Below are 26362 nucleotides of genomic sequence, written 5' to 3'. Positions count from 1 at the left end.
CAAGGCCATGGGCTATGAGCAAATGGATTATTATGTACCAATAAAAACTAAATAGTATATATCTAATTAGCCAATTTATCATTATAAGGGAGGATAATAATGAATATGGAAAATGAGAAACTTTACCCGTATTGTCCAACTATTATCAGAGATATTACCATTGGCGGACTTACGAAATCACAGCTTATGCAGAAGTTACAAGAACACTCCATTATGATGAATGAGTATGCAGAGAAGCTTTTCCATAATGATAATTTTACTACCTCTGATTTCACTTTCAGTGTGAAAACAGTTGAGCTCACTGCTCGTGACCTGGGCTTTCCTGATGGAGCCACTATGACCCAAATCATAGAAAGAGCGAGGAAGGTTGGTTTAAATCTATGTCCTCTCGAATTAGGTCCCCATATGAGACTACAGTATCTAGACCAGCCCGAAGGTTATTTAGGAAAACCCGCCTTTCAGCATCAAGCTCCATATGGTTCTATCACAATAGTATCTGAAAGACTCACCCAAGATGAGGACCTTCTGGAAGGCTTTTATTTGAGACGAATCGATGGTGTACTGTGGGTGCGTGGATACCATGCTAGTCAGGATCATGCTTGGAATCCTGATGACCATCTTATGTTTTTATCAAATAACTGATTACTTATCTTATTATTTAACTACTAAGAAATAAAATCGAATAACTTATTGCAATGCCGTATTATTCATGAACGAATTTTGCGGTATTTTTACGTGGTAATTTAAATAAAAGCCACGTGACTTTAAAATCTGAATAATAAACGATAATCTTTGAAGTGTGAATAATGTGGTGTAAAAAACAAAAGTTCTCTTATGTATATTGAAAATTAATGCAATAAAGAGGTAAATATGCTAAACTTTCTTATAAGTTAACACAAATTATAAATTATTGTGCATTAGATTTTACTTAACTAATATATAAAAATGAATTTGTAAAATAGAAAAGGAGAATACTTATGCTTGAATACAAATTTGATACACAGTTATTAATTGAGGGCGAAAATCTTTCGGAAGATAAAATAAATGACTATATTACAAAAAACATTGAGGGTGATTGTTTACTTGCAGTCGGAGATGAAGAACTGATAAAAATACATTTTCACACAAATATTCCATGGAAAGTGATTGAATATTGTGCTTCATTAGGCGATATTCATGATATTGTTATAGAAAATATGGAACGACAATCTAATGGTCTGAAAGGATAAATAGTAAATATAAAGTCCAATTTATTTAAATAATAATGGATTAAGTTACATGATACCCTTCTTATTTAACCACTAAGCTATAAAATCGAATAACTTTTATAAATGCCGTATTATTTAGAAATGAATTTTACGGTATTTTTTTCGTCGTAATTCAAAAATTTAAAATAGAGTCAGTACACTGAGTTTTATCCAGTGCACTGACCCCTTATATCATACTATAGATTATTTTTCTTTTTATAGAAATTGTGCTACTCAATATTATAGTTCATCCACAAAACTCAGTTTGTTAGTTTTATCCAACAATTGGGCATGAAGGAACTCTAACTAAAACAAGCTCATCTGTTGTGTTGGTTTCAACTTCAAATACTAAGAATATATTTTCACCAAATGCAAATCCGCAAATAAGATTTACTTCTCTTCCAGTTGTTGGAGTTGGAAATTGGTCTACTATTCTACAACGCCCAACTTGTGGTATTAATACTGCTGCTTGAGCTGGTGTTAATCTTATTATTAACACTTCTTCAATATCTGGTCCTGGAACTTGTACTTCTATTTCAACAAGCAAAACAAAGGCATTAGGTGCTAATTCAGCAACACAAGCTGCTCCAATTGTTATAGGGTTGTTTTGAGTTGCTACATTATTAGCAATTTGAGATAGAGATTCTGTTGTAAACATCATATTTATCACCTATTTTTTTATTTAAGATAAGAAGCTTGTCCTATCTCTAATAATAGAATATGTATTATTGCTATAAGGGTGCTACTTTTAAACAGAAAAAGAATATTTTTAGAAATTACTATGTTTAGAAGTTAGCTGAAACTGGTGATATTCTTATTTAGTCACTTACTATTAAGACGAGTAATTTCTTTAAATGACGTATTATTCAAATTGGATTTTACAGTATTTTTATTTTTGCAATTCAAAAGGCCACATAACTTTGAAATCTAAATAATGAACAGGGATTTTTAAAAAACGGAATAATACAGTATCAGAAATTAGAATTTACCCAATAAATCTAGAATATTGTGCAATAAAATGTAATACATGTTAAAATTTTCTTATTGGCCAAAACTTAATTATAGGTTTTTGAGACTCAATATGAGATATTTATCATTACTTTTTTAAGACAAGAATTAAAAATATTAACTGATTGGAGGAAGTGAAATTCATGAAAGCTGTTATAGATTTTTACGAGAGCTATGACGAGGAAAAAAGGATTACCACAGATAAGGCCAGGAAAACAGAATTTTATGTCACCATAACTATTTTAAATCAGCATATTAAACCACATAACAGAATTTTGGAGCTTGGTGCAGGCACTGGAGTATATTCCTTTTATTATGCTGAAAGAGGAAATCATGTGGTGGCAACTGATCTGTCTCCAAAGCATGTGGAGATTATGAAACAAAAATTGAAGGAGAAACACAGTAATATAAATCTGTGCGCTGAAGTGGTAGATGCAGTGGATTTAAGCATATATGAAGGTGAAGCCTTTGACGTTGTAAATTGCCTTGGACCAATGTATCACTTTAAAGAAAAAGAACATAGAATAAAATGCATTCAGGAGTGTATCAGAGTTTTAAAACCAGGTGGTCTTCTAGCAATCTCTTATATAAACAAGCATTACATCATTCATGGAGTACTGGCAAACCAGAAGGAGTTTTTCACAAAAGATTTTGTAGATGACATCATGAATACAGGCACTCATAATGATGGTGGAGAAAACTGTTTCTTTACAGTAGCTTATTTTACATCACCAATGGAAATGGAATCCTTTTTAACAGAGTTTCATGAGGTTGAGATTATTGACCATGTATCTACAGATGGCATAGGTACCCTCTTGAGAAGTGATATAGACGAATTAAGTGAGGAGCAATATGACGCTTATTTAAGCTATGTAATAAAAAACTGCAAAGATAAAAGCACCATGGGACTAAGTAATCATGGTTTGCTAATTTGCAGAAAAAAATGAAGTAAGTTTAGTTCTCTAGCAAACTAATGGTATAGAAATAAATTTTTAAGGGAAGTGATTTTTGACTTCCCTTAATTCACCTTTCATTAAAATTATTCACACAAATTCCACTTGTCATCTTCTGTAATTTCTCGTAATACCTTACACGGGTTACCTACTGCAATGACACCTGCTGGAATATTTTTTGTTACAACGCTTCCTGCTCCAATTATGCTTCCTTCGCCAATAGTTACACCTCCGCAAACAGTACAATTTGCACCTATCCAAACATCATCTTTAATAACAATTGGTTTTGAATTTCCTATACCTTCAGCCCTTTGCTTTGAGTCAATAGCATGACCTGCACATGAAAGGCATGTCCCTGGTCCAATAAACACATTTTTCCCAACATGAATTGGTGAAGTATCCAACATGACACAATTATAATTGATAACTACCATTCCACTAAAGTGAATATTGAAACCGTAGTCACATCGAAAAGTTGGCTCTATAAAAGTCATAGGTGTACTTGAACCAAAAAGTTCTCTTAAAATTTCCTGCTTTCTTTCATTCTCATCTGGTCTTGCATTATTAAACTCCCATAGCAAATTACTTGCCTTTGTTTTTAAAGTGGGATCCATGTCATCATATTTAGATATATATGGTTTAGTTGTTTTCATTTTTTCTAAAAAATTCATAATATTATTCTCCTTATTAAATGCTCGTTAAAATAGTAATCAAATGAAATATTTCTATTCCTGTACCATTACCCACAATTATGTAATAAATTACAGTTAATTTATACTCTAATTATAATATTACATTCTTAAAAGTATATCAAAACTCAACATTCATTTAAAGCATAGCCAAAATTTAAGATGAATGTAAAAAAAGCCACCGCGAAAAGTATCCTGATGCTTAATAGTTCCTTGGATATTTTTCTTAGTGGCTTGTTTTTTGTTATCTAATTTTAAATTAGAATTGTTAATTGCGGTATTGGGCTAATATAATAAAGCTTATTAATAAGAAGAACATCTCAACTTCATTACATAAAACTTCCTATACATTTTTCATTTTACACATCTTCCCTATATTACTTCAATCTAATGATTTTTAATTGGATTTTTCCCTTCACAAGGCACTCCAGTTTGACATAAGCCACATCCAGAACCTGCCTTTGGACTTGCGCCATAGGATTGCGCTAATTTACTTGATTCTTCTCCATAAACATACTTATAACATTTTATTTTATCGTGACCATCCTTGGTTATAGCGTTAACAGGGCATCGCTTAATGCAAGCTCCACAAATCCCTTCACTGCATAACAAACAATTTTCATTATGACTTTTAGCAAGCCTTACATCTGGTGTAAGTTTTAACTCAGTTACAACTGAAATCAACTTTACTGCTATTCCCTTTTCAGTAATAAAGGCATCATTTATAGAAAAAGTTCCCAGACCAGCAACATAAGCTGTATGGCGCTCTGACCAATTTGATGTTGGCCCTGAATTATCTCTTTGAATTTTAAACCATTCAGAATGGTGAGGTGCAATGCTTCTATATCCCATTTCATTTAAATAATTTACTAAATGTGTTGAAAAGCCCCTAGTGAATATTTCATCTCCAAAAGTACGAGTTAATGTCCATTCTTTTGATGCTAATTCATTTTGTGTCCTATTACTTTTTCTAGTCTTTTCATTTATAGGAAGTACAACACTTATTACTGTTCCCCCCTTATAACTGCCTTCTTCAAAAGCTAATTCAAATGCTTCCTTGGGAGTAAGGTGATGTTCTCCAATTATTGTTTTATACTCTTTGAATAAAGGATCCTCTGTATCTGCAAATTTTATAATAGGCTCTTCAAAATACGTGTCACTGATTTCCTCGAACCAATTTTCCTTGCTTTCCTTAAAATATCTTTTGATTTCTTCTTTTATTAAATTTTCCATTATAGACCTCCACAATAATTTACTTGTACTTATTTACTGTATATCTTAATATTCTTAACCTCATCATAAATCGTGTACATACACGTTAAGATTTAAAAAAATTAAGGCACTAAAGCCTCAATTTTAGATAACACTTCTGTGAAAGTATCCAAATTATCTTTACCCAAATATTCTTCTAAAAAATTTTGTGCCTTTTCCCAAAGCTCTTCTGCATATTCATAGGCTTTAATTCCTAGTTGAGTTAATTTAAGTTGTCTATTTCTAGCTCCTTCTATTGATATATCCTCTATGAGCCCACTATTTTCTAAAGGTTTAAGGTTTCTCACAAGAGTAGTTCTATCTAATCTCATAATTCCAGCTAGGTCACTAACACTTACTGGTGCTAACTGATTTATATGTTTAAGTAATGAAAACTGACCAATCTTCAAATTACTTGGTGCAAGAAATTCATCATAAACTTCAGTGACTGATTGAGATGCCCTTCTCATATTAAGACAATTACAAGGAGACGGCTTTTTGGTATATATCTTTCTATTTATATTAACACCTTCTTTTGTTTTAGTGTATCTACACTATTAGATGTTACTTCTTCATTGCTTTTTTGTCAATATATTTTCATTTATCTATTATTAAAGTCGCAGCAGGCTGCTTTGGTTTAACAACACAGGGCGCAGATTTAGTCTTAACAAATTTAAAGAGCTTCCACATATAGAAGCTCACAGATTTGAAGCTTCCAAAATGTATTTATTTTGTAGCTTCTTAAACAATAATCCTATTATTCAACATTGAAAACTGGCAATAACTCTGAGTTTTTTAGGAATTCCTTTAACTTTTCATTATTACCATTTCTAGAATTAAAACTCTTAATTGCCTCTGAATCACTATCCTTCTGATCCATTATTGAATCTCTCACATTTAAAACCACCATAAATTCCTTAAGTTCCTTTAATAAGGTTTTTAAGTTAATATCATTAGTAAAGTCAGCCCTCTTGCAGTAACTGTAAGCAATTCCTGAGTATATACTTAACCCTTCTTCGATAAATATAAGATTTGAATAAAAATTACCGGTGTTATTTCTTCTTTCTTTATTGGTTAAATAAAAAGACTCATACCTATGATAACTGAGCCTTATGTCATTTAATAACCTTACTATGGTGGTCATATTTTCTAAGCCATAACCTTTATTAAAGTCTAAATCTACAAGCCCCTTACTCAATATAGGTTCCACTTGATTTATGTTAGACATGATATTATTTATTTCCCATCTAGCACTGGCTTTATAAACCCTCTCAAATTTTATACTTCTATTTACAAAGAAGAAATTACTCATTAGTAACACTATCACTAAAGCTACCATGAGGACTTTTCTCATATATCTTCCTTTTACTGTGCCATTACTATCATTAGTATTAGTTTTATCTCTAAATATAAGCCATATTATTAACCCTACAGGACTAAGAGTAATAAGCATAAGAAACACTAAAATTCCTGATTTTCCTCGTTGAGCTGCATCCACTGAAGCCCATAAGCCAAAAATGAATCCAAATAATAACCAAATAGCAACCAATCAACTTCCCCCTATCTTATTCATTATATAGTTCACCATATTTACAGTTATCTCTTTGTAACTATATTCTATAACAGTTAAAAAAATCCTTCGATATTAAAAACCTAACATGAATTTTTAAGTTTAGTTTGCAATATCCTTAAAATCAAAAACCAAGTAAGTTTTACTTACTTCACTTGATGAATAAAGTACGTCACATGTTAAGGGGGATTTAGAATGAAACAAGTAATAGTTGATAGAGGTATCTTTTCATTTGGGTGGAAGAGATACAAATACAAAAACAGAACCACATTGGGAGAACACAGAAAAAGGCGGTTCAATTGTAATAGGACATGAGGATGAAGACTTTGATATCTCAGATAAAAATGATATTAAGTTTGTGCTTACTGAAGTAAGTGAAAGACTTGGATTAAATTTTATATCTAAAGTTGTGATAGATGATTATGGAACTGATGAAGAGTTCTACAAGTGCTCAAGATGTGGAGAAGTCTTTGATAATCAGGAGTTAGATGAAGAAAACTTAGCCAAGTTTTGTTATAACTGTGGAGCTGTACTTAACTGGAATGATGCTATAGAAGTGGAGGATGAAGATTAATGGCTCATTGGAGTGATACATGGCCACATGTTATAGTGGCCTCAGTAATATTAAAAAATAATAAAATTAAACTTTGGAAAGTTGGAGAAAATCGTTTAAAAGATAAATATAATATCGAAGCATTGATAAAAGAGCATCCAGAATACTCTTATCAAGAAAAGGAATGGACAGTATACAATGATTTAGGACATAACAAAGTATTTGGAGAGCACTCAAGAAGATGGTTTAGACAATGGGAATTGCATGAAGATTACAAAGACTGTAGTCCTTTTGAAGAAGATGATTTTGAAGGTTTAATTGGTGGTAGATATAAGGTTATTAAGCATTTAAAAATAGGTGATTAAGTCATAATTCAAAGAGTGGATTCATTGAAGAATATTACGAAGTAACTACTCAAATATAATGTAATGTTCTTTGAAAAGTTAATAATACGGTATTGGATACTATTTACATGAATTGCAAAAAAATACATAAACGTGTGTGTAAGTGATATACTTATAGTGGTAAATTTATCATTAGCGATAATATCTTAAATGATAGATTTACTAATAATTACTATAAGGAGTTGGAGTTTAAAGTGAGAAAATTAATTAAAGTGTTTTGGGTTTGTAGCATAGTCTTTATATTATTCACAGGATGTAGTGTAGGGAAGTCAACACAAGGTACAATAAACGATAATAACAATGTTGGAAATGATAAGGGGAGTGAAACCCAAATCGATAAATCTAAGAATAATAAAGAACTAACGTCTGATGAAGCTTTAAAGATCGCTAGTAAATCATTTGGAGCTGATATGCAATATAAATATTTGAGTAAGACTAAAATAAACGAATTGGAGTACTATCAATTTAGTTGGGGAAAAGATGGTAAAGAGAGTGATTCACGTGTTTGCATTGATGTAAAAACAGGAAAGCCATATTTAGAATATGCTGACGGAAAATTTGTAGATCTCGAAACTTATTTAAAAAATGCAAAGCTTAATTCTGCGAAGTAAGCCTACGTTATAATTAAGTTAAAAGGCAAAGAAGCATTAGGGTTAAACTCATATTATCAAGTAATATGAGTTTAAATACCGTATTATTCAGCAGTGAATTTTACGGTATTTTTGATTCGCAATACAAAAAAAAGGTGGGGAAATTTTTTAAATATAGAGTATGAATAATGTCCTTTAAAAACTAACCAATAGGCTGTCAAGAAATAAGATTATTTCTATTTATTATGTTAGTTGTAATGAAATAATTTAAAATACCTTATGGAATTAGCAATGCATAGTGTAAAATAGTAGTAAATTATGGAATATCCTTAAATAATCCAAAAATTTTTAGGAGGTTTTATTGTGAACAATAATTTGACAGTAACAGCAGATTTGATAAATGATAAAGTAAAATTTTCTGGAGTATCACGTTATAATCATGAGATAATTATTGATTCTGTGGATGGAGATGGGTATACTCCACTTGAACTATTTCTTATGAGCCTGGCAACCTGCAGTGGCATGACCTTAGCTTTATTACTTAGGAAGATGAGTAAGGATGTAACTGAATTGAAAGTAATTGCTTCAGGTGAAAGAAGAGCAACCACTCCCACATATTTTAAAAGTATACATTTAGTATTTGAACTTGCATCTAAGGACGTAAGGACTGATGAGATTGAAAATACTATAAAACTGATGGAAGAATCTTTATGTCCTGTTTGGAACATGGTAAAAAGTAATGTTGATATTAGCTATGAATATAAGCTAATATGCCAATAAAAAATAGTTAACAAAGATCAGCTTAGGCCTTATTTTTTATGGCAAGAGCCAGTTCTTATATTTTTAAAAATATATATTTAAATAAATATAAAAACATAACAATATATAGTGTTTATGCGGGTTTGAGGGGTTTTGTCAAAAATCTACCCCTTTTTATACCCTTAAAACTTCTTACAATTGCATATATTTATAGTGAAGTAATATTTATTATGAAATTTTGTTTTATAATGCTTTGAAATGTGTGTTTAAAATGAGATTTCATATGAATTCTATGAAATAATCCATGGAAACTTAGGAAGTGTGTACTGTAAATGATTTTTAATAATGTATTAAATAGTGGCCATCATATTGCTGCTGCAATAAAGACATTATACCAAGTCTTCAAACAGACTCATTGTGGCTTCAAATAGTTTCTTACCTATACTACCTTCTCTAAGCTTTAACTTGGCATCATTAATCGAAAACCAATTAATCTCATCAACTTCACATGATTTAATAAATTCAGCTTTCTGAACGTGAGCTACATATCCTAACATAAGCAAATTATGATTAGAATGATGAAAACTTGATATATATTTATATGATTCTACATTAAGACCTGTCTCTTCTTTCACTTCACGTATTACTGTATCTTCTGCATTTTCCCCTTCTGTAATAAATCCAGCAATTAATCCCCAATGTGTTTTTGATACATAATCTTGTTTCAATAATACAACTTCATTATATTCATTTAGAACCACAACTAAAACACATGGAGCTGGTGACTTAAAGTACGGTTTTTGGCATGTTTCACAGAAAGGAATCATCCCCTCATCACCTATCTGTTTAAGTGTTAATTTTTCACCCCAAACTTGACAATAGTTTATATCCATACTTCCCCAATCCCCCTATTATAATAATCAATCTATCTAAAATATAGTAATTTTTATAAGCACAAACTTATGTCATATAACCTCTAGCACTCAAGATGCTTTTTAACCCCTTTATTTCCCATAAATTCTCCCCCTTAAGCCTTAGATTTAAATCCTAGATTTTGAATAAAATCCATCTACAGGTGCTCAATTCATACTTCAATTGATATGGCCTTTCTACTCCATTGATAACGCTCTGACAGTTAAAAATTAACATTAGATTCCCTGCCAGCTTCTCCTTCTCTTGAGTCATAACCCTACCAACCTTTATAACCACTTCCTGCTCTTCCTCAATCTTAAATCTCACTGGATGCGGTACACCCTTAGTATCAAACCAAGCTACCATTGAAATTGGTTTTGCAACAACCTTCATAAAATCACCACCAAAAATTAAATTACGGTTTATCAAACATATGTTCTCATATTGTAATTTTATCATAAGTTTAAACAATGTCAATAGTTGGGTATTTTGCTATTAAGGCACCTTAAGTTTGTGATTGATCTACTAATGGCTTTTCTCTAAGGTTAAGCTGAATTCTTACAGAGGATTTAAAGAATCTTTACAAAGAAAAAACTATGCTTGAATAAGATTTTCAGCATAGTCACTCCCTTTAGATTCAATCTTCATAGTACGCAAGTCCAAATTCAAGTTTAAGTTTTTCGTACCTATTCTTTTCATGAGCCATAATTTCAAATGTGGGATTGTACAAGCAGTGTTGAAATACATCAGCATCTATTAAAACTTCATTAAAATCAGAATGTACGACTTCTTTTTCACTGTGGGCATAAATAGCATCGCAAATCATTTTAGTTTCATCATCATTTGTTATATGCAATGATGTCAATATTTCTCTTGCCAAAATAGCGCCTTTATGTGCATGCTCTTTTGTGTCCATTTTAGCATATGAATATATGTCATGAAGCATACCTGCCATTGTTGCAAGTTCAGCATTTTCACCACGCTTTAGTGCAATTAATGCACAAGATTGAGCAACGCCATATAAATGTAAATAAGCACATCTTCTTTCTTCAACATCTGTCATATTCAAAAGTATTTCATCAATATATTTTCTTAAGATTTCAATTCTATTCAAAATCATTTCACCTCGCCACTATAATAAATATTTACTTCGGAACAAATTGCTCTAGGGCACAACTAAAAAATTCTTTATCTATAAATTTTTCGTAGTAGCCAAAACTTGTCACATGAATTTGGCTTCTGATTGTACTATTGTTTACTCATTACGTATGGAAATAGAAATATCCCGATAACTATTAACATTGACACAATACCAAATGCCCTTCGACATAAAAAGTAACCACTAGTTGGCTCTTTCGTGGCTTTCCAACTTTCAAATATCTTCCATAGAAGCTTTGGATTAATGACATTTAATAGTCCTTGTAGAAATATAAACCCTAAAATAATCATAGGAATTATCGTAATCCCTTTTGGCATGACTCCCACCCCTTTTGTAATACATTAAACAAATCTAATCATCTTATTTTATCCTTGCAAAGTAACTGATATATAAATTATACCGTTATTTACCATATTTTTATATATTTTCATATATTTACTTCATCATTTTTAAACTAACTTCAACCGTATATTTTAAGAACATCTGCTACCTTGTGCAATATTTTGTAATTCTAACAAAGAGGTGGAATTAATAAGAATACAGATTTAATATTTTTAATATACATTAATAAAGCCCCAGAAGTGACTTTAGTCACCTGTGAGGCTCTTTTTTCTTATATCTTACATAAATTTATGATTTGCTTACATCTTCCCTATTAAGTAACCTTATATAAGTCTTATCTTCTTGCTGGATCCTCAGTATATACCATTTTTACTATTCCAGTACTAAAGTTATCAGCTTCATAAAACCTAACGTTGAAAAAATAATCCTTGGCAAATTCTAACTTATCAAACTCACTTTTATCAATGCCATATTTACTTACATCATATATCCCTTGTCCAAGATTATCAGGTACATGGGTTTCTATATATTGCTTGCCGTTTTCTTCTAATTTGAAGACATACCTATCCTTTCTTCTTATCATTGTACTAATAGCTTCCTCATTGTTTTTATCAATTACTCTTATAGGACCCGTTATCATGGAACCTGCTTTTTTAGGTCCAAATAAGAAATATCCCCCAAAAATTATTACTGCCAAGAACACAATTGCTATTGCCAGTAACATACCTCTCTCTTTAGTTGATGCTTTCATAAACTCATCCCCTCTCCATAAAATATATTCTATAAAAATATATTGATACCTTTTATAAATATGAAGTAATTAATTGACATTTTCATACTTTATGATTTTCTAATAAATAAATCCTTATTGCCCCCTCACCTAAGCCTAAAGTTCCCATCCTCCCCTTTCAATCTCCACAATATAATTCTTACAAATTTCATAAAACTTTCACCCAACAGTGTCGTGAAAGCTCAGTGAACTCTTCCCCACAAACTCTGTACTTATTATCACTGAAAGGTTATTAAATTTCAGTTTTCTCTTCTTACCATAAAAAAAGGCTACCCAAAATAAAATTTTGGGTCAGCCCTTCTATATCATATTCCTAATTATTTTCTAATTGAATTGTACTGTTCCGCCTGCTTGTTAATTGTATTTAATAATCCTGCTAAATCAAGATTACCGTTGCCACCTAGTAGTGGTATTCTAAGTATTAAACATATTCCACCTGAAGAAGTTAACTCTATTAGATTTAACAAGCTTGTTGTAGTCCCTGCTGGAAAATTAATTCTTAATATAGTTCCTGGTAATTGAGGACAACTTTCATGTGGATATCTCTCGGTATTAGCATTGTTAGTTCCATAATCATCAAACATTAAATTCCCCTCGCAATTGTCTGTACTATATCCTATTCCAATATGTAGACAAGCGTTACAATAATGTTGATATTTTTTTAACTTTAGAATAAATTTATAACTTTGAAGAAAATGCTTGATTGCTTTCAAAAATGAATAAGATACCTTCACTATTTAGGTTAGATTTCATATATATGCAAAAGTTACTTAACTGTTTTTTTAACTTGTCCAATGTTTTTCAACATTACTGAAACTTATTTTTATTTAATAGTTGAAACTTTATGATTACTTAGTGCATAGTTTAAAAAATATAAGCCATAATATTCTTGTAGTGAAATAACTTAATATTCCGCGGTAGCAAAGCGGTGGAGCACAGGGCTGTTAACCAATAGGTTGAAGGGTCTTGCCTTTTCCTGGAGCTATTTATTCATACAATATATACCTTGATATTGTTTGTAAGACTCCTATAATTTAAAAATCCTGCCCAAACCTTCAAAAATAAGTAGTGCATTTAAATAGCACTACTTATTTTTTTATTAAAGTCATTTGAAGGGTAGTGTTTTGCTTTGAAATTTATATTTTCCATACTTAGAACTTTAATCCTTGGAAAATCTTCTCTGGTATATTAATGTAAAGATATGACTTTTCTTTATTATTGGAAGGACAAATTTCCTTTTGTCTATTTGTTAATTTTCGAAATAAATTCTCAATATTTAAAACACCAAACCCAGTTTCTGGATTGGGGTAAACCTTATCCTGTTCTCTTGTAGTTCCTTGTATTAGGTAGCTCTTTATCTTGGGTGCATACATACTTAAGTCATTCCCTTGTACTATTGCCCATTGATAAAGCAAGGCAACAACTCCAGTCAAAATCGCTCCTGATGCTGCCGAGCCACTCACCACCATTGGTTTATTGTTTAGTCCTACTGTTAGTATATTTTTGGCTGGTAGTGCAACTGAAGGAATTATTCGATTATCTGAACTAAAGCCCCTACCTGACTCTTCCCTGATAATATTTTCAATTTGATCATAAGAAGAAGTAACTATTATATTATTTGCGGTTCCGGGTGTCATTAAGGTTGTAAGAGTAGTAGAATTCATAATTCCTGTGTCACCTACAGAGAATTCCTTTTGCTGGAGCCACATATTTAATGTTCCATAAATAGAATAATCTTTTGTGAGATTTAGTTTCCAAACCCCACCTACAGCATTTCTTATCACAAAATCAAATCTTTGGTCTCCCGTGATTTTCCCTTCTATAAAATACTGAACATAAACTAAACTTTCTCCTATCATAACACTGACTTCTTCTCCATTAATGAACTCAATGGGAATGTTAGTTCTAGTTTCTCCTAAAGGTGGTGTTATGCTTACTGACACTCTATCAGGGATAGAATAGTAAATTGAGAAAAATATATTTTTTTGATTTTCATCTACATTTATGTTTATTACTTTTTCAACTTCATTATCTGCAAAGACGCTTTTGAAACATATAGGACTACCACCTTGATTTCCTGTACTTGTCACCATTGAAAAGTTTCTTCTTGCAAAAAAATCCACATATCTTTCTCCCATAGTACTTCCATCATGTGCTCCAAGATTAGTTCCTATAGATAAAAACATAACTACAGGCTTATTTAATTTTTGCTGCATTTCACTTAAGTACCTTCCTGAAGCTGCTATATCCACACTATCATAAAGGAGTCCGCTATAATCTTCTAGTCCCCAATGTGCTCTACTTACCATTCTTGATTGCGGAAGTTTCACAATAATAAATTCACACTTTGGTGCAACACTAACAACATCATCATTATTAAGAGATTGTCCTCCTCCAACTATATTAGCTATGGCAGTGCCATAACCAACTTCATCTTTATGGTTTACTATTTCATAAGGATCTTTTCCCAAATTCTTCGCTAATATTGCCCTATCTATATCTTCCCTAGTGTATTCTGTTCCATTAAAGAAGTTTTCAGGTATAGGACCCTGTGTTAAAGTTTGATCCCAAATAGAAATAATCCGAGTTTTTCCATTCTCATCCATGAACCTTGGGTTTAAATAATCTATGCCAGTTCCAATTATACCAACTACCACCCCTTCACCATCTAAAGGAATATTTCCTTTGGTTATCGCCTTTAAATCAGGTGGTTCATTACTCTCCTCTAAATTTAGCAATATATAAGGATAACTTCTCTCAATATTTGTTATCTCAGGAAACTTACTTAAAACCTCACTTAACCTTTCCTTTTTAACATACAATATTCCAAAAAAGGCATTTATAAAGAAGCCTCGCGCATAGTCTGTAGCATTTATCTCCCTAATAAAATCACCTGTATATTCAACAAAATATGTTTCATATTCATCACTAAAATATAACTCCATAGCCTCCTCTAAAGATAATAATTTACCTGTACTTGTATCTTCTACTTCTCTATGAAATGTATTACAAATGTTATCATCACAGCTTATCAAAATCTCATCCCTCCTCCTACCCCATTTATTTTATGAAATCCGGAAAGTTATTCAAAATCACTTTACTTTAATAATGTATCATTAATATATTATTCCACTGAGCTGTTTTTGACCTATTTTTATTGTAACTTCTTATAAAACAAGATAATATAATTGATTTTCTTATATCTGAGTTCTACTTTCCATTGATAGGCTTCTAAAGCCTCACTCTATAACCTATTAATCTGCTTCTAATTATAGGAATCAGAGTAAAAACTTAATTTATACAAGAGTCTACCCTGGTTTCCTTAAGACTTTTGAAGATGAACTAGTTAAAATTTCACTGAGGATGCCTATATGGAGAAACCACTTCTTTTGAAAATGTTCAAGTTTTGAAGTTATTTCACTATATATTTAACCTCTCATTCTAATGTTAAATTCTAAGCTTCCAAACATTCACATATACTGACATGGAGGTAAATTCACATTATAGCTTTTTGAACTAGAAAAGCAAAATACAAAACCTATGTTTGAGAATTTCTCACATAAGATTTTTAGATAATTTATCAGAATATTTTTATAAAGTATTGTAAATATTTGAAAAAATATGTAAAATAGTGTTTAAAACACTCTTATTTTGTAGATGGTATAAAGCTATCACAGTGACAATAAATAAGTAATAGTTCTATTTTTAAGGAGGGGCAATACATGGAAAATTTAATGTTTTGTTATCAATGTGAGCAAACAGCAGGTGGAAAAGGCTGCACTAAGGTTGGTGTCTGCGGAAAAACACCAGAAATTGCTGCTATGCAGGACTTGCTAATTTATCAATTAAAGGGCATTAGCTCTTACGCAATGAAACTTATTGGAAAGGGAGAAAAGATTTCTAAGCCAATAATTTCCTTCGTTGAAGACTCATTATTTATGACTTTAACTAACGTAAACTTTGATCCAGAGGCTCATATTAAAGCTCTTGAAAAATCTCAAGTAATAAAAGAAGAGTTAAGAACTAAAACTCACGAAGAAAATGTAGATAGAGAGGAAGCATTATACAACTTAAGCAGCACTAAAGAAGAAATTCTAAATGATGCTAAAAGAGCTGGGATTATGTACAACCAGGAGTTAGATGCAGATATTCGTTCTGTAAGAGAAACTATTAAATACGGCTTAAAAGGTATAGCAGCATATGCTCACCAAGCAAGATTTATAAATTACAGCAGCGAAGAAGTGGACGAGTTCTACTTTAAAGCATTAGAAACACTTACTGACAACAGCTTAACTCTTCAAGATTTAATTGCGGTTTTATTAGAAACTGGAGAGAAAAGTGTTAAGGTTATGGAAGTTCTTGATAAGGGTAATAATGAAAAATACAACTCCCCTTCACCAACTAAGGTAAATGTAAATACTAAAAAAGGACCTTTTATAATAGTTTCTGGTCATGACTTAAGAGATTTAGAAATGCTACTACAGCAAACTGAAGGCAAAGGAATAAACATTTATACTCATGGAGAAATGTTACCTTCACATGGTTATCCAGAACTTAATAAATACCCTCATTTAGTTGGTAATTTCGGAAGTGCATGGCAAAACCAACAAAAGGAATTTGATGGCATACCAGGATGTATCTTAATGACAACAAACTGTATGATGAAGCCAAAAGATTCTTACAGAGATAGAATTTTCTCAACAAGTGTAGTTGGCTGGGATAATGTAAAACACATAACTAAAGATGAAAATGGACATAAAGATTTCTCTGAAATAATAAACAAAGCCTTAGAACTAGGCGGTTTTGAAAACAATGAAGAAGTTAAAGAAATCCTAGTTGGCTTTGGTCATAAGGCGACTTTGAGCCATGCAGGCGCAATTATAGATGCAGTGAAAGAAGGTAAGCTAAGACACTTCTTCTTAATTGGTGGTTGTGACGGCGCGAAACCAGGTAGAAACTATTACACTGAATTTGCAGAAAAGGTTCCTAATGATTGTGTTATTTTAACTTTAGCTTGTGGTAAATACAGATTCAATAAACTAGATTTTGGAACAGTAGCAGGATTACCAAGATTACTAGATGTGGGTCAATGTAATGATGCATACTCAGCTGTAAGAATTGCATTAGCTCTTGCTGATGCCTTTGAAACAGATGTAAATTCATTACCGTTAACTATAGTACTTTCATGGTATGAGCAAAAGGCAGTTGCTGATCTTTTAGCTTTATTATATCTTGGAGTAAAGGGAATGTATTTAGGACCAACACTACCTGCTTTTGTAACTCCAAATGTGTTACAATTCTTAGTGGACACTTTTGGAATTAAACCAATAAGCACTGCAGAAGAAGATTTAAAAAATTCTTTAAACAAAGCTAATTAATAAGATAAAAATATTTCAGTATCAGTAGTATACACTATCTACTGAGATACTGTAGAATAAAGTAACACTTAACCCTCTGCAAAAATGCAGAGGGTTATATTTTATTTGAATATTGAAGTGGTTTCTCGTAAGGTTATCACTATAGAATTATTCCTAAAAGCAAATAATAGTACTATGTAAGAACATCTTCCTAGAACTTATTCTACTAAAAGCTAATATACTAAAGTAGATTGATGAATTATTGGAAGGTAAGATATGAAATTTAATAAATCCATATATTATGAGGGAGTGCCTAGAGAGTCTAGCACTGAAAGTTTAAAGACTTTAACAGATGAAGAATTTAGAAACTATTATTTTAGTAAAGATTATGAGGTTTACTTTATGGAATATGTTGGTGACATACGTACAGCTATTTCTAAAATAGACTATGCTGATATATATGCTACTGACAAATTCTATACAATCTTATTTGTAAGAAATGGAATGCTAAATACTTTACTAGAAAACGTTCCAGAGATAATAAGCGTACAACCAAATGGTATTTATACACTTTCTGAGCTCATAGTTGATACAGATATAAGCAAAAAATCTGCTTTTTACGAGAAAAACATTCCATATAATGGTGAAGGTGTTATTGTTGGAATTATTGGCACTGGTATAGATTATCTAAATCCAAGGTTTATAAATGAAAAAGGGGAAAGCAGAATTGTAGCCATCTGGGATCAAACCTTAAGGATAGGCCCTTCTCCTTTTATTTATCCCTATGGCACAGAGTTTAGAAACGAGAATATAAATAATGCCATTAAAACTAAGCAGTTAGGAAATTCGCCTTATGCTATAGTGCCTCATAGAGATGAAGTGGGGTATGGTACTGCAATAGCAGGAATTATAGGAGGAAGCTTAGGAGAAGATGACATATTAAGCAGCATTGCGCCAAAATGCCAATTTGCAGTGGTAAAGCTCGCAGAAGCACAAGAATCACCCTTGAGGTTTGCAGGTGTGGTGAAGGATGTTAGTAATGTATACCAAACTACAGATGTGGCCTCAGCAATCAGATACTTAGCTGAATTGCAGGCAGAGCTTAAAAAGCCCATGGTGGTGTATTTATCCCTGGGAACTAATTTTGGAGGACGAAATGGGGATACTGTACTCGAAAGATATATTGATAACTTAGTGGTTGTAAGAGATATTAATATAGCTATGGACACTGGCAATCAAGGTACAGGAATCACTCATACTAGTGGAATTATTGAAGGAACAGGTAGATCTAGTGATATTCTTTTAAATGTAGCTCCACTACAAAGTATGATTAATATGCAAATTTATATAAGGAGCCAGGATATTGTATCTATAAGTATAACATCTCCTAATGGCAATACCTTAACTAACATTCCAGACACTTCTCAAATTGAACACTTAAAGTACTTTAGTATAGAAGAAAATAACATAAGCCTTGAATATTCAATAACAGAGACAATCTCAGGTAATTTGATGATAGATCTGCTGCTTACAAATACTGAGGAAGGTATTTGGAAAATAAGCCTTTTGGGAGTAGATATTATAAATGGATCATACAATGCTTGGATACCTCAATCTGATCTTTTATATGAAGGCACCCAGTTTTTAAGTCCTGACCCCAGGACTACTTTACTAACGCCTTGTGGAGCTAGTAATATAATGTCAACCTCTTATTACAATCAAATTAATAACACTGTAGCTCAGAGGTCTGGAAAAGGGTTTCCTTTTAGAGCATCACTTGAGCCCATTGTCACTATTGGTGGCTTTAACCTACTAACCACAGGATTAAATGATACATTAATCCTTGGAACTGGAGGGGCAATGGCTGGTGCTATATTATCAGGAGCAGTAGCTTTAATCCTACAGTGGTGGGTAACTGAAGGAAATATTGGGTATATATATTCCTCACAATTAAGAAGTATATTAATTAGTTCAACAGTTAAAGATCCTGGTAAGTCTTATCCAAATATTGAATGGGGCTTTGGTAAGCTGAGTTTTTATTTGTTGAGTTCAACTCTTCAACAAGCCAGTGAAGCAATTAATGAAAGAGATATAAAGCGTAACTATTTATATATTAACATCCCCATGGAACTATTTAATAGGTTGAAACTTTGACTATATTATCATAAACCTTTCCATGAGTATTTTATTAAAGGATATGCTAAAATTCTTCCTGTTTTTTATTATTTAAAAGTATACTTTTTTATTATTAGCTAATATTACCTTTGTAAGGTCTTTTATTTTCATCTTAGGGCACGTAAGTCTGACTGTGGACGCGTGCTCTTTTTAAATATAGGAATCAAAGTCAAGACTTAACTTATACATGGACCTACATTGGTTCCCTTAAGTCTTTTGAGAATGAATAAAGTAAACTTTCACTAATGAAGTCAATAATTCCACTACTTTTCTTCATTTTATGATTTCTCAAATACGGCTATCCTAAGATGTGAGAATTATACTTATTATTTTATGGAGGTTTGTTATGAACAAAATGTCTTTTTCCCAGGTGCTAGATGATAATTACGAAAGGCTTAATGTCCACATAACTAGATTAAAAGTTGTATGTGAAGGTATAAATCAAAACCTATCCTCAAATATTGAAACTAATAGTAACGTTGATTTCTTTCCTTTTGTGCAAATGAATGATATATCTGATAATCTTAAAGAAATAACCACTAAATTAGATGTTAAAAATAAGTCCATGGAGTTAACAAATATGCATTACGTAGTTAGAAACTATATAATTAAAGTATTTGAAATGGTTGATGATATGATTGATGATATAAATTCTCCCAATTTTTCTTCATTAACAACCCGCAATAATGAACTTCGAGACTTACTAGCGCAATATGAATTAAAGGATTAATATGCCAGTGAAAGCTTTAATCCAAGGTAGCCTAAATATCAGTAGAGCTAATACTTAAGATAAATTGTAAGTTATTAAGAATATAATAGATATTACCCTCCCAAAACTAATGGATATAACTATTTTCACAGTTACTTAATTCTTATAATGTTAACTATAAATTTGAAATACAATTCCATACATCATCTAATAAATCTTATTGACTAAGGGTAAGCTTTCCTTTGAGAGCTTACCCTTTTCTTATCTGCTGACTTAACCATATACTAATATTAACATCTTTCTTTAAATAACTTTGAAATTTTTATCATCATTTGTGATAAAGCCACTGATTAAAATGTCTTAGGTTTGTTAGATGCATGGGTTCTTTTCCTCAGTAACTGTTTGATTATATTACATTTTTAAAACTCAAAACATATATAACTTAAAGTTCCATATGCATAGCTTTGGTGTAAAAGCTTCTGCTTATCTTTATTACCGCTTCCCATAGCTATAAATAAAGGAGCTATATGTTCTTCACGAGGCACAGCGTGTTTTGCATGTGGTGCTAACTGTCTATAATTAAACAGTGCTTCCTTATCATTATTTTCTACCTCTTCTATAAGCCAGCCGTCAAACTCTACTGCCCATTCTTCTGCTTTTTCTGAATTCCAGTTAACTGTTGCAAGATTATGCACTGTTGAACCAGACCCTATTACCAAAATATCTTCATTTCCAAGCTCCTTTATAGCTCTTCCTATTTCGTATAGTTTCTCCATTGCTAATTCAGGGTTAATGGATACTTGAACAACAGGAATTTCAGCCTTTGGATACATTAAATAAAGAACATCCCAAGACCCATGATCCAGTCCTCTACTTTCATCCAGCCTACTTTCAATTCCTTTATTCCCTAACATGGATTGCAGCTTAGAAGCTACTTCTACGGAACCCTTAGCAGGGTATTTTATAGAATATAATTCTTTTGGAAAGCCTGAAAAATCATATATCATATCATAAGTGCCATCTATGGATGAAATTGTTGTAATTTCACTTTCCCAATGTGCTGTAAATATGACTATGGCCTTAGGAGTTAATTTTTTGCCTAAGTCCTTAAGAAAATCAGTGTATTCATTTTTTTCTACTGCAAGTGTTGGTGCACCGTGACATACAAATATTGAAGAAATCATTATTTCACATCCTTTTATAGTAAATTATTAAGTAGCATTATATATATTAGTATACATGTAGTTTGCTCAAATGTTATCCAAATAATAAAAAAAATTGCACCCCCTTCAAGTTTGGGAATACAATTTTCAAATTCTTCTAGTTACATGCTACTTTTATAAAATCAAGAAGATAGAACTACTATGGTTTACAATGAAAAAACAGAGGGTTTTATATTAATACGCCCTCTGCTTCTACTTTTATTATCTTGCCATACCGAATATAGCACCTGAAATAAATGGTACTAGCCATATAATCCAAACAACAATACTTAACTTGTGGAAGTTAGCTTTAGCTTTTTCATCATTCTTAACTAATACCACAGTTGCCCAAAGTGCGTGGAAAAGCATCAAAATAATTGCAAGTAACCCTGTAATGCCATGAAAATTCAGCTTGAAGCCACCAGTTGCAATGTTACTCATAATTGCAGTTCCTGTAGTATCGAATACTAATCCTAAATAAAACACAGCTAAATGCCATTTCTTCAATTTTCCTTGGATTTTTTCACCCCATACACCTACAGTGTAGAATACAAGAGCCAATGTAATTGTTACTATTGCATATATTAACATAAAATATTCCTCCATCTTTTTCTAAATTTAAATTCAAGTTATTAATACATAATAATTCTATGAACCATGTTCATAGAGTGGTATTTAAAAATCATATCTATATAAGATATGAACAAACTTATAAAACCTTAGATTATTGTTAATTAGCCTATAATTTAAACATCAATTTATTCAACCAAGTTTTGCGTACTTTTTTTCTTATTAGCCCTTAATTCCTTGTACCCCATAATAACAACCCAAACATATGCAAGAGTCTTTGGTATCATCAAAATTCCTATCCAGCTAATTGTATCAGACCAGAGTACTACTGGTGCGTATAGGGCAAAGGATAAGGTAATTGCCAGCCACATAAACTTAAAATTGTTGTCATTATGCTTTCTTACTTCAGAATAGAAAATAAAGATAATGATTATGCCCATAATTGCGAAGGGAATGTTTCTGTAAATCCCCCAGGACACAGGTGCATAATAGTTAAGCCATTCATTCTGCGGAAAAAAGCACAATGCAATACGGATAATGCTTAGCGTATATATTGAAACAGTGAGTCCATTACGTCCTTCAACTTGATAACGTATCCTCCAAATATGATAGAGTATAATATAAAATACCGTCATAGTAACGGAGGTTATAAGTTTTCCCACTCCAAGTGCAGCAGCATTTGCCTCCAATCCAGTTGTAAGCAGCGCATATGATCTTGGAAGTAGATGAAATGCATCTCCTGCTCCAAGTAAAACCGCCATTAATCCAAATAATTTAAACTGCTTATTTTTGTCACTCTTCATTACCATAATTAATCCAATTGTAATGACACCAACTAGATAAATTGAATTAAACAGAACTTCCATAATTGCTCGCATGTTAAACCCCCTCCATAATTTTCGTGAACAATGTTCATGTTCGTTCATATTAAAAATCATACCTTAAGCATGATTCTTAATATGATAATATTTTTTTCATAACCATAATAAAGAAATTTATATCCCTTTCACCCTTACGAAGCTTTATCAACATATTGTCAAAAATAAACTCTGCCATCTTTTCTTTTGAAATTTCTTCACTCCAAGGATAATTTCTTACAATGTGATCCATATCCATCATAGTTATAATCCTATTGCTGATTATCTTGAAATACTCGTTTTGTTTTTGTCTTCCAAGCTGTTTTTCATGAGTTTTTAAAAGGGAAAGCTCCTCTAACCAGTTTTCTTTGAATTTATTGAGGTATTCATTAAGGATATTGTATATTTTCTCCAGATTGGTATAAAAGTCATTATGAGCAAAGCTTCTCCAGTCAATATTTTGAAAGGCATCCTCCCAAAAGTCCTGAATAACTGAAGCAAGTAGATCTCCCTTTGAAGGAAAGTAGTTATATACTGTGCCAGAAGCAATACCACAATTTTTTGCAACAGAGCGAATATCAATTTTTGTCATACCTTCTCTTAAAGCAATTTCTTTGGCTGATGATAATATTCTTTCTTTATAATTTATATTATTAATAGACATCTTTCGAATCACCTCGTGAACATTGTTCATTTTCATTGTATGACAGTTATCCTATATTGTCAATATATTGTTTTACTCTGTGTAATATATAATATTTTCTCTAGCTTTCTCATCATATAACTTCGGCAAAATAAATACGGGCTATCTTTTAATAAATAGATAACTGCCTCTTATAAACCTTCCTTAAGTCTTCACTGCCCTGGTCTAGTATAGAAATTAGACTTTCATCACTCATTACTCTAGGAACTTTTACCTGATTAATTGAAGCTCCCTTTTTAATTAACTGATTCTTTACTTCTAGGAAGGTTTCAGATGCTACCGCCTCTAGCTTTAAAGGGGCAATACGTCCAGCCTTTTGTGCTACCTTGTATGTGGGATTTGCGTCTCTAATGGCTTCCTCCAAAATTACTCTTTTCATTTCTATTTCCTGCATAAACTCTCCAGGATTATTTACTTCCACATAAAATTTATAACAACCTACAGTTTCACTTAGATCTAGCATTGCTGTGTAGTCAACAAGCTCTACACCCCATTTTTCTATTGAGGTCATAATGGAATGATGCACTGCTGATTCTGTTGTCTTTTCCGCTACCAAGTTAAGGAGTTGCCCTTTTCTATGCAAAAATTCAATAACTGGACTCTTACCATAGTAGTCAACCACCTTAACTACATCACCTATACGATATCGGTAAAACCCTGAAAAATTAGTGATTATAATCTCATAACTTTCCCCAATTTTAAGCTCGTCCAAACATAAGGTATCAGGATTATGTGAATCCGATTTATTTAATGGAATAAACTCAAAGAAAGCTGTTCTTGGTGTAACTACATATGTTACATCATCTGGCTTCACAGCCATACCAATGAGAGCCTCTGATGCGGCATAAACTGATGAGAAAATAGGAAGGTTACCTATAAAATATCTAAGTTTTTCAACATAAATACTAAAAGCCCCACCTGCTACACAACTTACATAATTAATTTTAGGCCAAATCCTGCTGACTACTCCCTCCATTCCCTTTGACAACTCTTTTTCAAGTTCTGTGGCTCTTTTCACATTTGGCTTTAGCTTTTTCTCTAATATAGCTCTAGTTTTTGGTTTCAGCTTAAGATTTTTATTGATAGTTCCAGTGGCAATATCCTTTACAAGCTGCTGCCAATTTTCTTCTATAACTCCAAATAGCTGAACAATATTCGAAGGAAAAGGGGAAGCAATATATGAAAGATTCCTATCTTTAAGAGCAAACAATGCATGAAGGTAGTTTGCTGTTTCTTGCTTCGGAATTTCCAATACTTCAATAGGAGAAACCCACATGTATGGTAAAATATGCTTTGCAGCCTTAATTCCTTCTGAAGTGCCTGCTCCAGCAGGGATTCCTCCTGATGTTATCATTGTTGGTTTTGGCATGCTCACTAGAAATAACCCTTTGCCTCCTTTTTTTGCTTCAGGGATAGCATTGTGAATGAAGCCTTGATTAAGAAAGTTCATATATCCATTAGCACTTGCTCTAGAAGCTTTCGTAACTGGGATAAGTTTTTGGCTACCAGTTGTGCCTGAACTTAAAGCAAAAAACTCTACCGAATCGCTAGTTAATATATTCTTCTCTCCTTTAGCACTTCTCTCAATATATTTTTCATAATCACAATAATCGGTTATTGGAACTACTTTTTTGTAAGCTTCTACTCCATTTAAACTTTCAAAATTATATTTACTCCCATATTCACTTTTTTTATTTGTACTCAATATTTCTCTTAAAACATCTCTATTAATTTCACCAGCTTTTTCTAGATCTCTTTGAAAGCTATTATAATACTTTTTAGAAATTTGTATAAAAGATAATTTTACAAGCCACTGCATCATATTCATTCTATGATCCCCCAGTTTATCTATATTTTTTATTTGAATTCTAACCCTTTTATATAGTTCACAAATATATTTCACTTCCAAATGAACATTGTTCACTGAATTGTAAAAAATATAGAATAGTTTTAATACAACTATTCCATGAACCATGTTCATATTATATTCTACTATTAATTAATAGTCAACAGTTGGTTATCTTATTATTTAAAGATATCTATGCTCTACTTCAATAAATTTTAGGATAAATATAAAAAAGAGATATCTAAGCAATTTTTTACTTAAACACCTCGTGATTTTTTCATACATTTTTATCCTTACCTCTCTGCACTTTTACAGATGGTAACCCCACTTAACCTTCCTTCTTTTACATATACTACCCCACAAGGCATTTACTATGATACTGATTTGAAAACATAACCACATGAAAGTTTAAAGTGCATAATCCCTCGTTGCAAATTGATTACACTGAAATTTTATCATTTAAGGAAAGCTTATTGTGAAAATGGCACTATTTTTAACCCCATTTAACACCCTTATAACCGAATTAACCTGGTGATAATATTCTTAACAATTGGAAAATCTATCACAACTAGTGCCCTAAACAATAAAAAAGCACTGGGATAAATTCCTCAGTGCTTGAAGGGGGCCCTAAATTATATTTTGCTATTTTAACCTTTTGCTATTTATCCTATGTTACTTATTTTATCTTGTTAAGTTGTTCTTTATATTCAGCTTCT

At 31.8% G+C, this 26362-nt stretch carries 27 protein-coding genes; 10 read left to right on the top strand and 17 right to left on the bottom strand.

Annotation, left to right across the window (positions count from 1 at the left end; genetic code table 11):
- The first annotated feature begins 99 nt into the window (after nt 1-99).
- Entirely contained in the window at nt 100-642 is a 543-nt protein-coding gene (locus RR409_RS17850) for a hypothetical protein (protein ID WP_332559128.1), read from the top strand.
- 335 nt (nt 643-977) lie between these two features.
- Entirely contained in the window at nt 978-1229 is a 252-nt protein-coding gene (locus RR409_RS17845; protein WP_332559127.1) for a kinase to dihydroxyacetone kinase, read from the top strand.
- Nucleotides 1230-1521: 292 nt separating this feature from the next.
- On the opposite strand, the gene RR409_RS17840 is transcribed toward RR409_RS17845, so the two are convergent.
- On the bottom strand, nt 1522-1905 hold the full coding sequence (locus tag RR409_RS17840; protein ID WP_332559126.1) for a spore coat protein: 384 nt from the start codon (nt 1903-1905) through the stop codon (nt 1522-1524).
- Between the two features lie 493 nt (nt 1906-2398).
- Between RR409_RS17840 and RR409_RS17835 the strand changes: the two genes are divergently transcribed.
- Nucleotides 2399-3202 carry a class I SAM-dependent methyltransferase gene (locus RR409_RS17835; protein WP_332559125.1) on the top strand — a complete coding sequence of 268 codons (804 nt, stop codon included), beginning with the start codon at nt 2399-2401 and terminating at the stop codon, nt 3200-3202.
- 92 nt (nt 3203-3294) lie between these two features.
- Here the strand turns inward: RR409_RS17835 and RR409_RS17830 are convergent, their stop codons facing one another.
- The 4 genes from RR409_RS17830 to RR409_RS17815 form a co-directional block, all read right to left on the bottom strand.
- On the bottom strand, nt 3295-3879 hold the full coding sequence (locus tag RR409_RS17830; RefSeq protein WP_332559124.1) for a sugar O-acetyltransferase: 585 nt from the start codon (nt 3877-3879) through the stop codon (nt 3295-3297).
- A 405-nt stretch (nt 3880-4284) separates the two neighbouring features.
- Entirely contained in the window at nt 4285-5130 is an 846-nt protein-coding gene (locus tag RR409_RS17825; protein WP_332559123.1) for a (Fe-S)-binding protein, read from the bottom strand.
- Between the two features lie 101 nt (nt 5131-5231).
- Nucleotides 5232-5618 (bottom strand): MarR family winged helix-turn-helix transcriptional regulator, encoded by a 387-nt coding sequence (locus tag RR409_RS17820; RefSeq protein ID WP_332559122.1) that lies wholly within the window; start codon nt 5616-5618, stop codon nt 5232-5234.
- Nucleotides 5619-5905: 287 nt separating this feature from the next.
- Nucleotides 5906-6697 (bottom strand): hypothetical protein, encoded by a 792-nt coding sequence (locus RR409_RS17815; RefSeq protein ID WP_332559121.1) that lies wholly within the window; start codon nt 6695-6697, stop codon nt 5906-5908.
- A gap of 253 nt (nt 6698-6950) precedes the next feature.
- On the opposite strand from RR409_RS17815, the gene RR409_RS17810 reads away from it, so the two are divergent.
- The 4 genes from RR409_RS17810 to RR409_RS17795 all read left to right on the top strand — a co-directional run bounded on the left by RR409_RS17810 (nt 6951) and on the right by RR409_RS17795 (nt 9045).
- Nucleotides 6951-7292, top strand: a complete 342-nt coding sequence (locus RR409_RS17810) for a hypothetical protein (protein WP_332559120.1) — start codon at nt 6951-6953, stop codon at nt 7290-7292.
- On the top strand, nt 7292-7636 hold the full coding sequence (locus RR409_RS17805) for a hypothetical protein (protein ID WP_332559119.1): 345 nt from the start codon (nt 7292-7294) through the stop codon (nt 7634-7636). The genes RR409_RS17810 and RR409_RS17805 overlap by 1 nt, the downstream gene beginning before the upstream one ends.
- A gap of 233 nt (nt 7637-7869) precedes the next feature.
- On the top strand, nt 7870-8286 hold the full coding sequence (locus tag RR409_RS17800; RefSeq protein ID WP_332559118.1) for a hypothetical protein: 417 nt from the start codon (nt 7870-7872) through the stop codon (nt 8284-8286).
- A gap of 342 nt (nt 8287-8628) precedes the next feature.
- A complete protein-coding gene (locus RR409_RS17795; protein ID WP_332559117.1) occupies nt 8629-9045 on the top strand; it encodes an OsmC family protein in 417 nt (138 codons plus the stop codon).
- 368 nt (nt 9046-9413) lie between these two features.
- On the opposite strand, the gene RR409_RS17790 is transcribed toward RR409_RS17795, so the two are convergent.
- From RR409_RS17790 to RR409_RS17760, 7 genes are all read right to left on the bottom strand, one after another.
- Nucleotides 9414-9917 carry an NUDIX domain-containing protein gene (locus RR409_RS17790; protein ID WP_332559116.1) on the bottom strand — a complete coding sequence of 168 codons (504 nt, stop codon included), beginning with the start codon at nt 9915-9917 and terminating at the stop codon, nt 9414-9416.
- Nucleotides 9918-10071: 154 nt separating this feature from the next.
- Nucleotides 10072-10329 (bottom strand): hypothetical protein, encoded by a 258-nt coding sequence (locus tag RR409_RS17785; protein WP_332559115.1) that lies wholly within the window; start codon nt 10327-10329, stop codon nt 10072-10074.
- 244 nt (nt 10330-10573) lie between these two features.
- Entirely contained in the window at nt 10574-11056 is a 483-nt protein-coding gene (locus tag RR409_RS17780) for an HD domain-containing protein (RefSeq protein WP_332559114.1), read from the bottom strand.
- Between the two features lie 128 nt (nt 11057-11184).
- Complete coding sequence (locus tag RR409_RS17775) at nt 11185-11412, bottom strand: DUF6199 family natural product biosynthesis protein (RefSeq protein WP_332559113.1); 228 nt, start codon at nt 11410-11412, stop codon at nt 11185-11187.
- Between the two features lie 359 nt (nt 11413-11771).
- The gene (locus RR409_RS17770) at nt 11772-12188 is read right to left on the bottom strand and encodes a hypothetical protein (RefSeq protein ID WP_332559112.1); all 417 of its coding nucleotides are present in this window, start codon (nt 12186-12188) and stop codon (nt 11772-11774) included.
- 356 nt (nt 12189-12544) lie between these two features.
- Nucleotides 12545-12811: a hypothetical protein gene (locus RR409_RS17765; RefSeq protein WP_332559111.1), complete on the bottom strand. Its 267-nt coding sequence runs from the start codon at nt 12809-12811 to the stop codon at nt 12545-12547.
- Between the two features lie 567 nt (nt 12812-13378).
- The gene (locus RR409_RS17760; RefSeq protein ID WP_332559110.1) at nt 13379-15262 is read right to left on the bottom strand and encodes a S8 family peptidase; all 1884 of its coding nucleotides are present in this window, start codon (nt 15260-15262) and stop codon (nt 13379-13381) included.
- Nucleotides 15263-15949: 687 nt separating this feature from the next.
- Between RR409_RS17760 and hcp the strand changes: the two genes are divergently transcribed.
- The 3 genes from hcp to RR409_RS17745 all read left to right on the top strand — a co-directional run bounded on the left by hcp (nt 15950) and on the right by RR409_RS17745 (nt 20489).
- Nucleotides 15950-17605, top strand: coding sequence for a hydroxylamine reductase (hcp, locus tag RR409_RS17755; RefSeq protein ID WP_332559109.1), 1656 nt, complete (start codon nt 15950-15952; stop codon nt 17603-17605).
- Between the two features lie 255 nt (nt 17606-17860).
- Entirely contained in the window at nt 17861-19738 is a 1878-nt protein-coding gene (locus tag RR409_RS17750; protein WP_332559108.1) for a S8 family peptidase, read from the top strand.
- Nucleotides 19739-20105: 367 nt separating this feature from the next.
- Nucleotides 20106-20489 carry a hypothetical protein gene (locus RR409_RS17745; RefSeq protein WP_332559107.1) on the top strand — a complete coding sequence of 128 codons (384 nt, stop codon included), beginning with the start codon at nt 20106-20108 and terminating at the stop codon, nt 20487-20489.
- A gap of 398 nt (nt 20490-20887) precedes the next feature.
- Here RR409_RS17745 and RR409_RS17740 read toward each other — a convergent pair whose 3' ends face one another.
- From RR409_RS17740 to RR409_RS17720, 5 genes are all read right to left on the bottom strand, one after another.
- On the bottom strand, nt 20888-21652 hold the full coding sequence (locus RR409_RS17740; RefSeq protein WP_332559106.1) for a class III extradiol ring-cleavage dioxygenase: 765 nt from the start codon (nt 21650-21652) through the stop codon (nt 20888-20890).
- Nucleotides 21653-21892: 240 nt separating this feature from the next.
- The gene (locus tag RR409_RS17735; protein WP_332559105.1) at nt 21893-22261 is read right to left on the bottom strand and encodes an HsmA family protein; all 369 of its coding nucleotides are present in this window, start codon (nt 22259-22261) and stop codon (nt 21893-21895) included.
- Nucleotides 22262-22428: 167 nt separating this feature from the next.
- The gene (locus RR409_RS17730; protein ID WP_332559104.1) at nt 22429-23118 is read right to left on the bottom strand and encodes a hypothetical protein; all 690 of its coding nucleotides are present in this window, start codon (nt 23116-23118) and stop codon (nt 22429-22431) included.
- A 76-nt stretch (nt 23119-23194) separates the two neighbouring features.
- Complete coding sequence (locus RR409_RS17725) at nt 23195-23761, bottom strand: TetR/AcrR family transcriptional regulator (RefSeq protein ID WP_332559103.1); 567 nt, start codon at nt 23759-23761, stop codon at nt 23195-23197.
- Between the two features lie 148 nt (nt 23762-23909).
- Complete coding sequence (locus RR409_RS17720; protein ID WP_332559102.1) at nt 23910-25628, bottom strand: GH3 auxin-responsive promoter family protein; 1719 nt, start codon at nt 25626-25628, stop codon at nt 23910-23912.
- Between the last annotated feature and the right edge of the window lie 734 nt (nt 25629-26362).

This window comes from Clostridium sp. (genome assembly GCF_036642255.1).
Classification (GTDB): domain Bacteria; phylum Bacillota; class Clostridia; order Clostridiales; family Clostridiaceae; genus Clostridium_J.
This window is presented reverse-complemented; position numbering and strand designations above follow the sequence as displayed.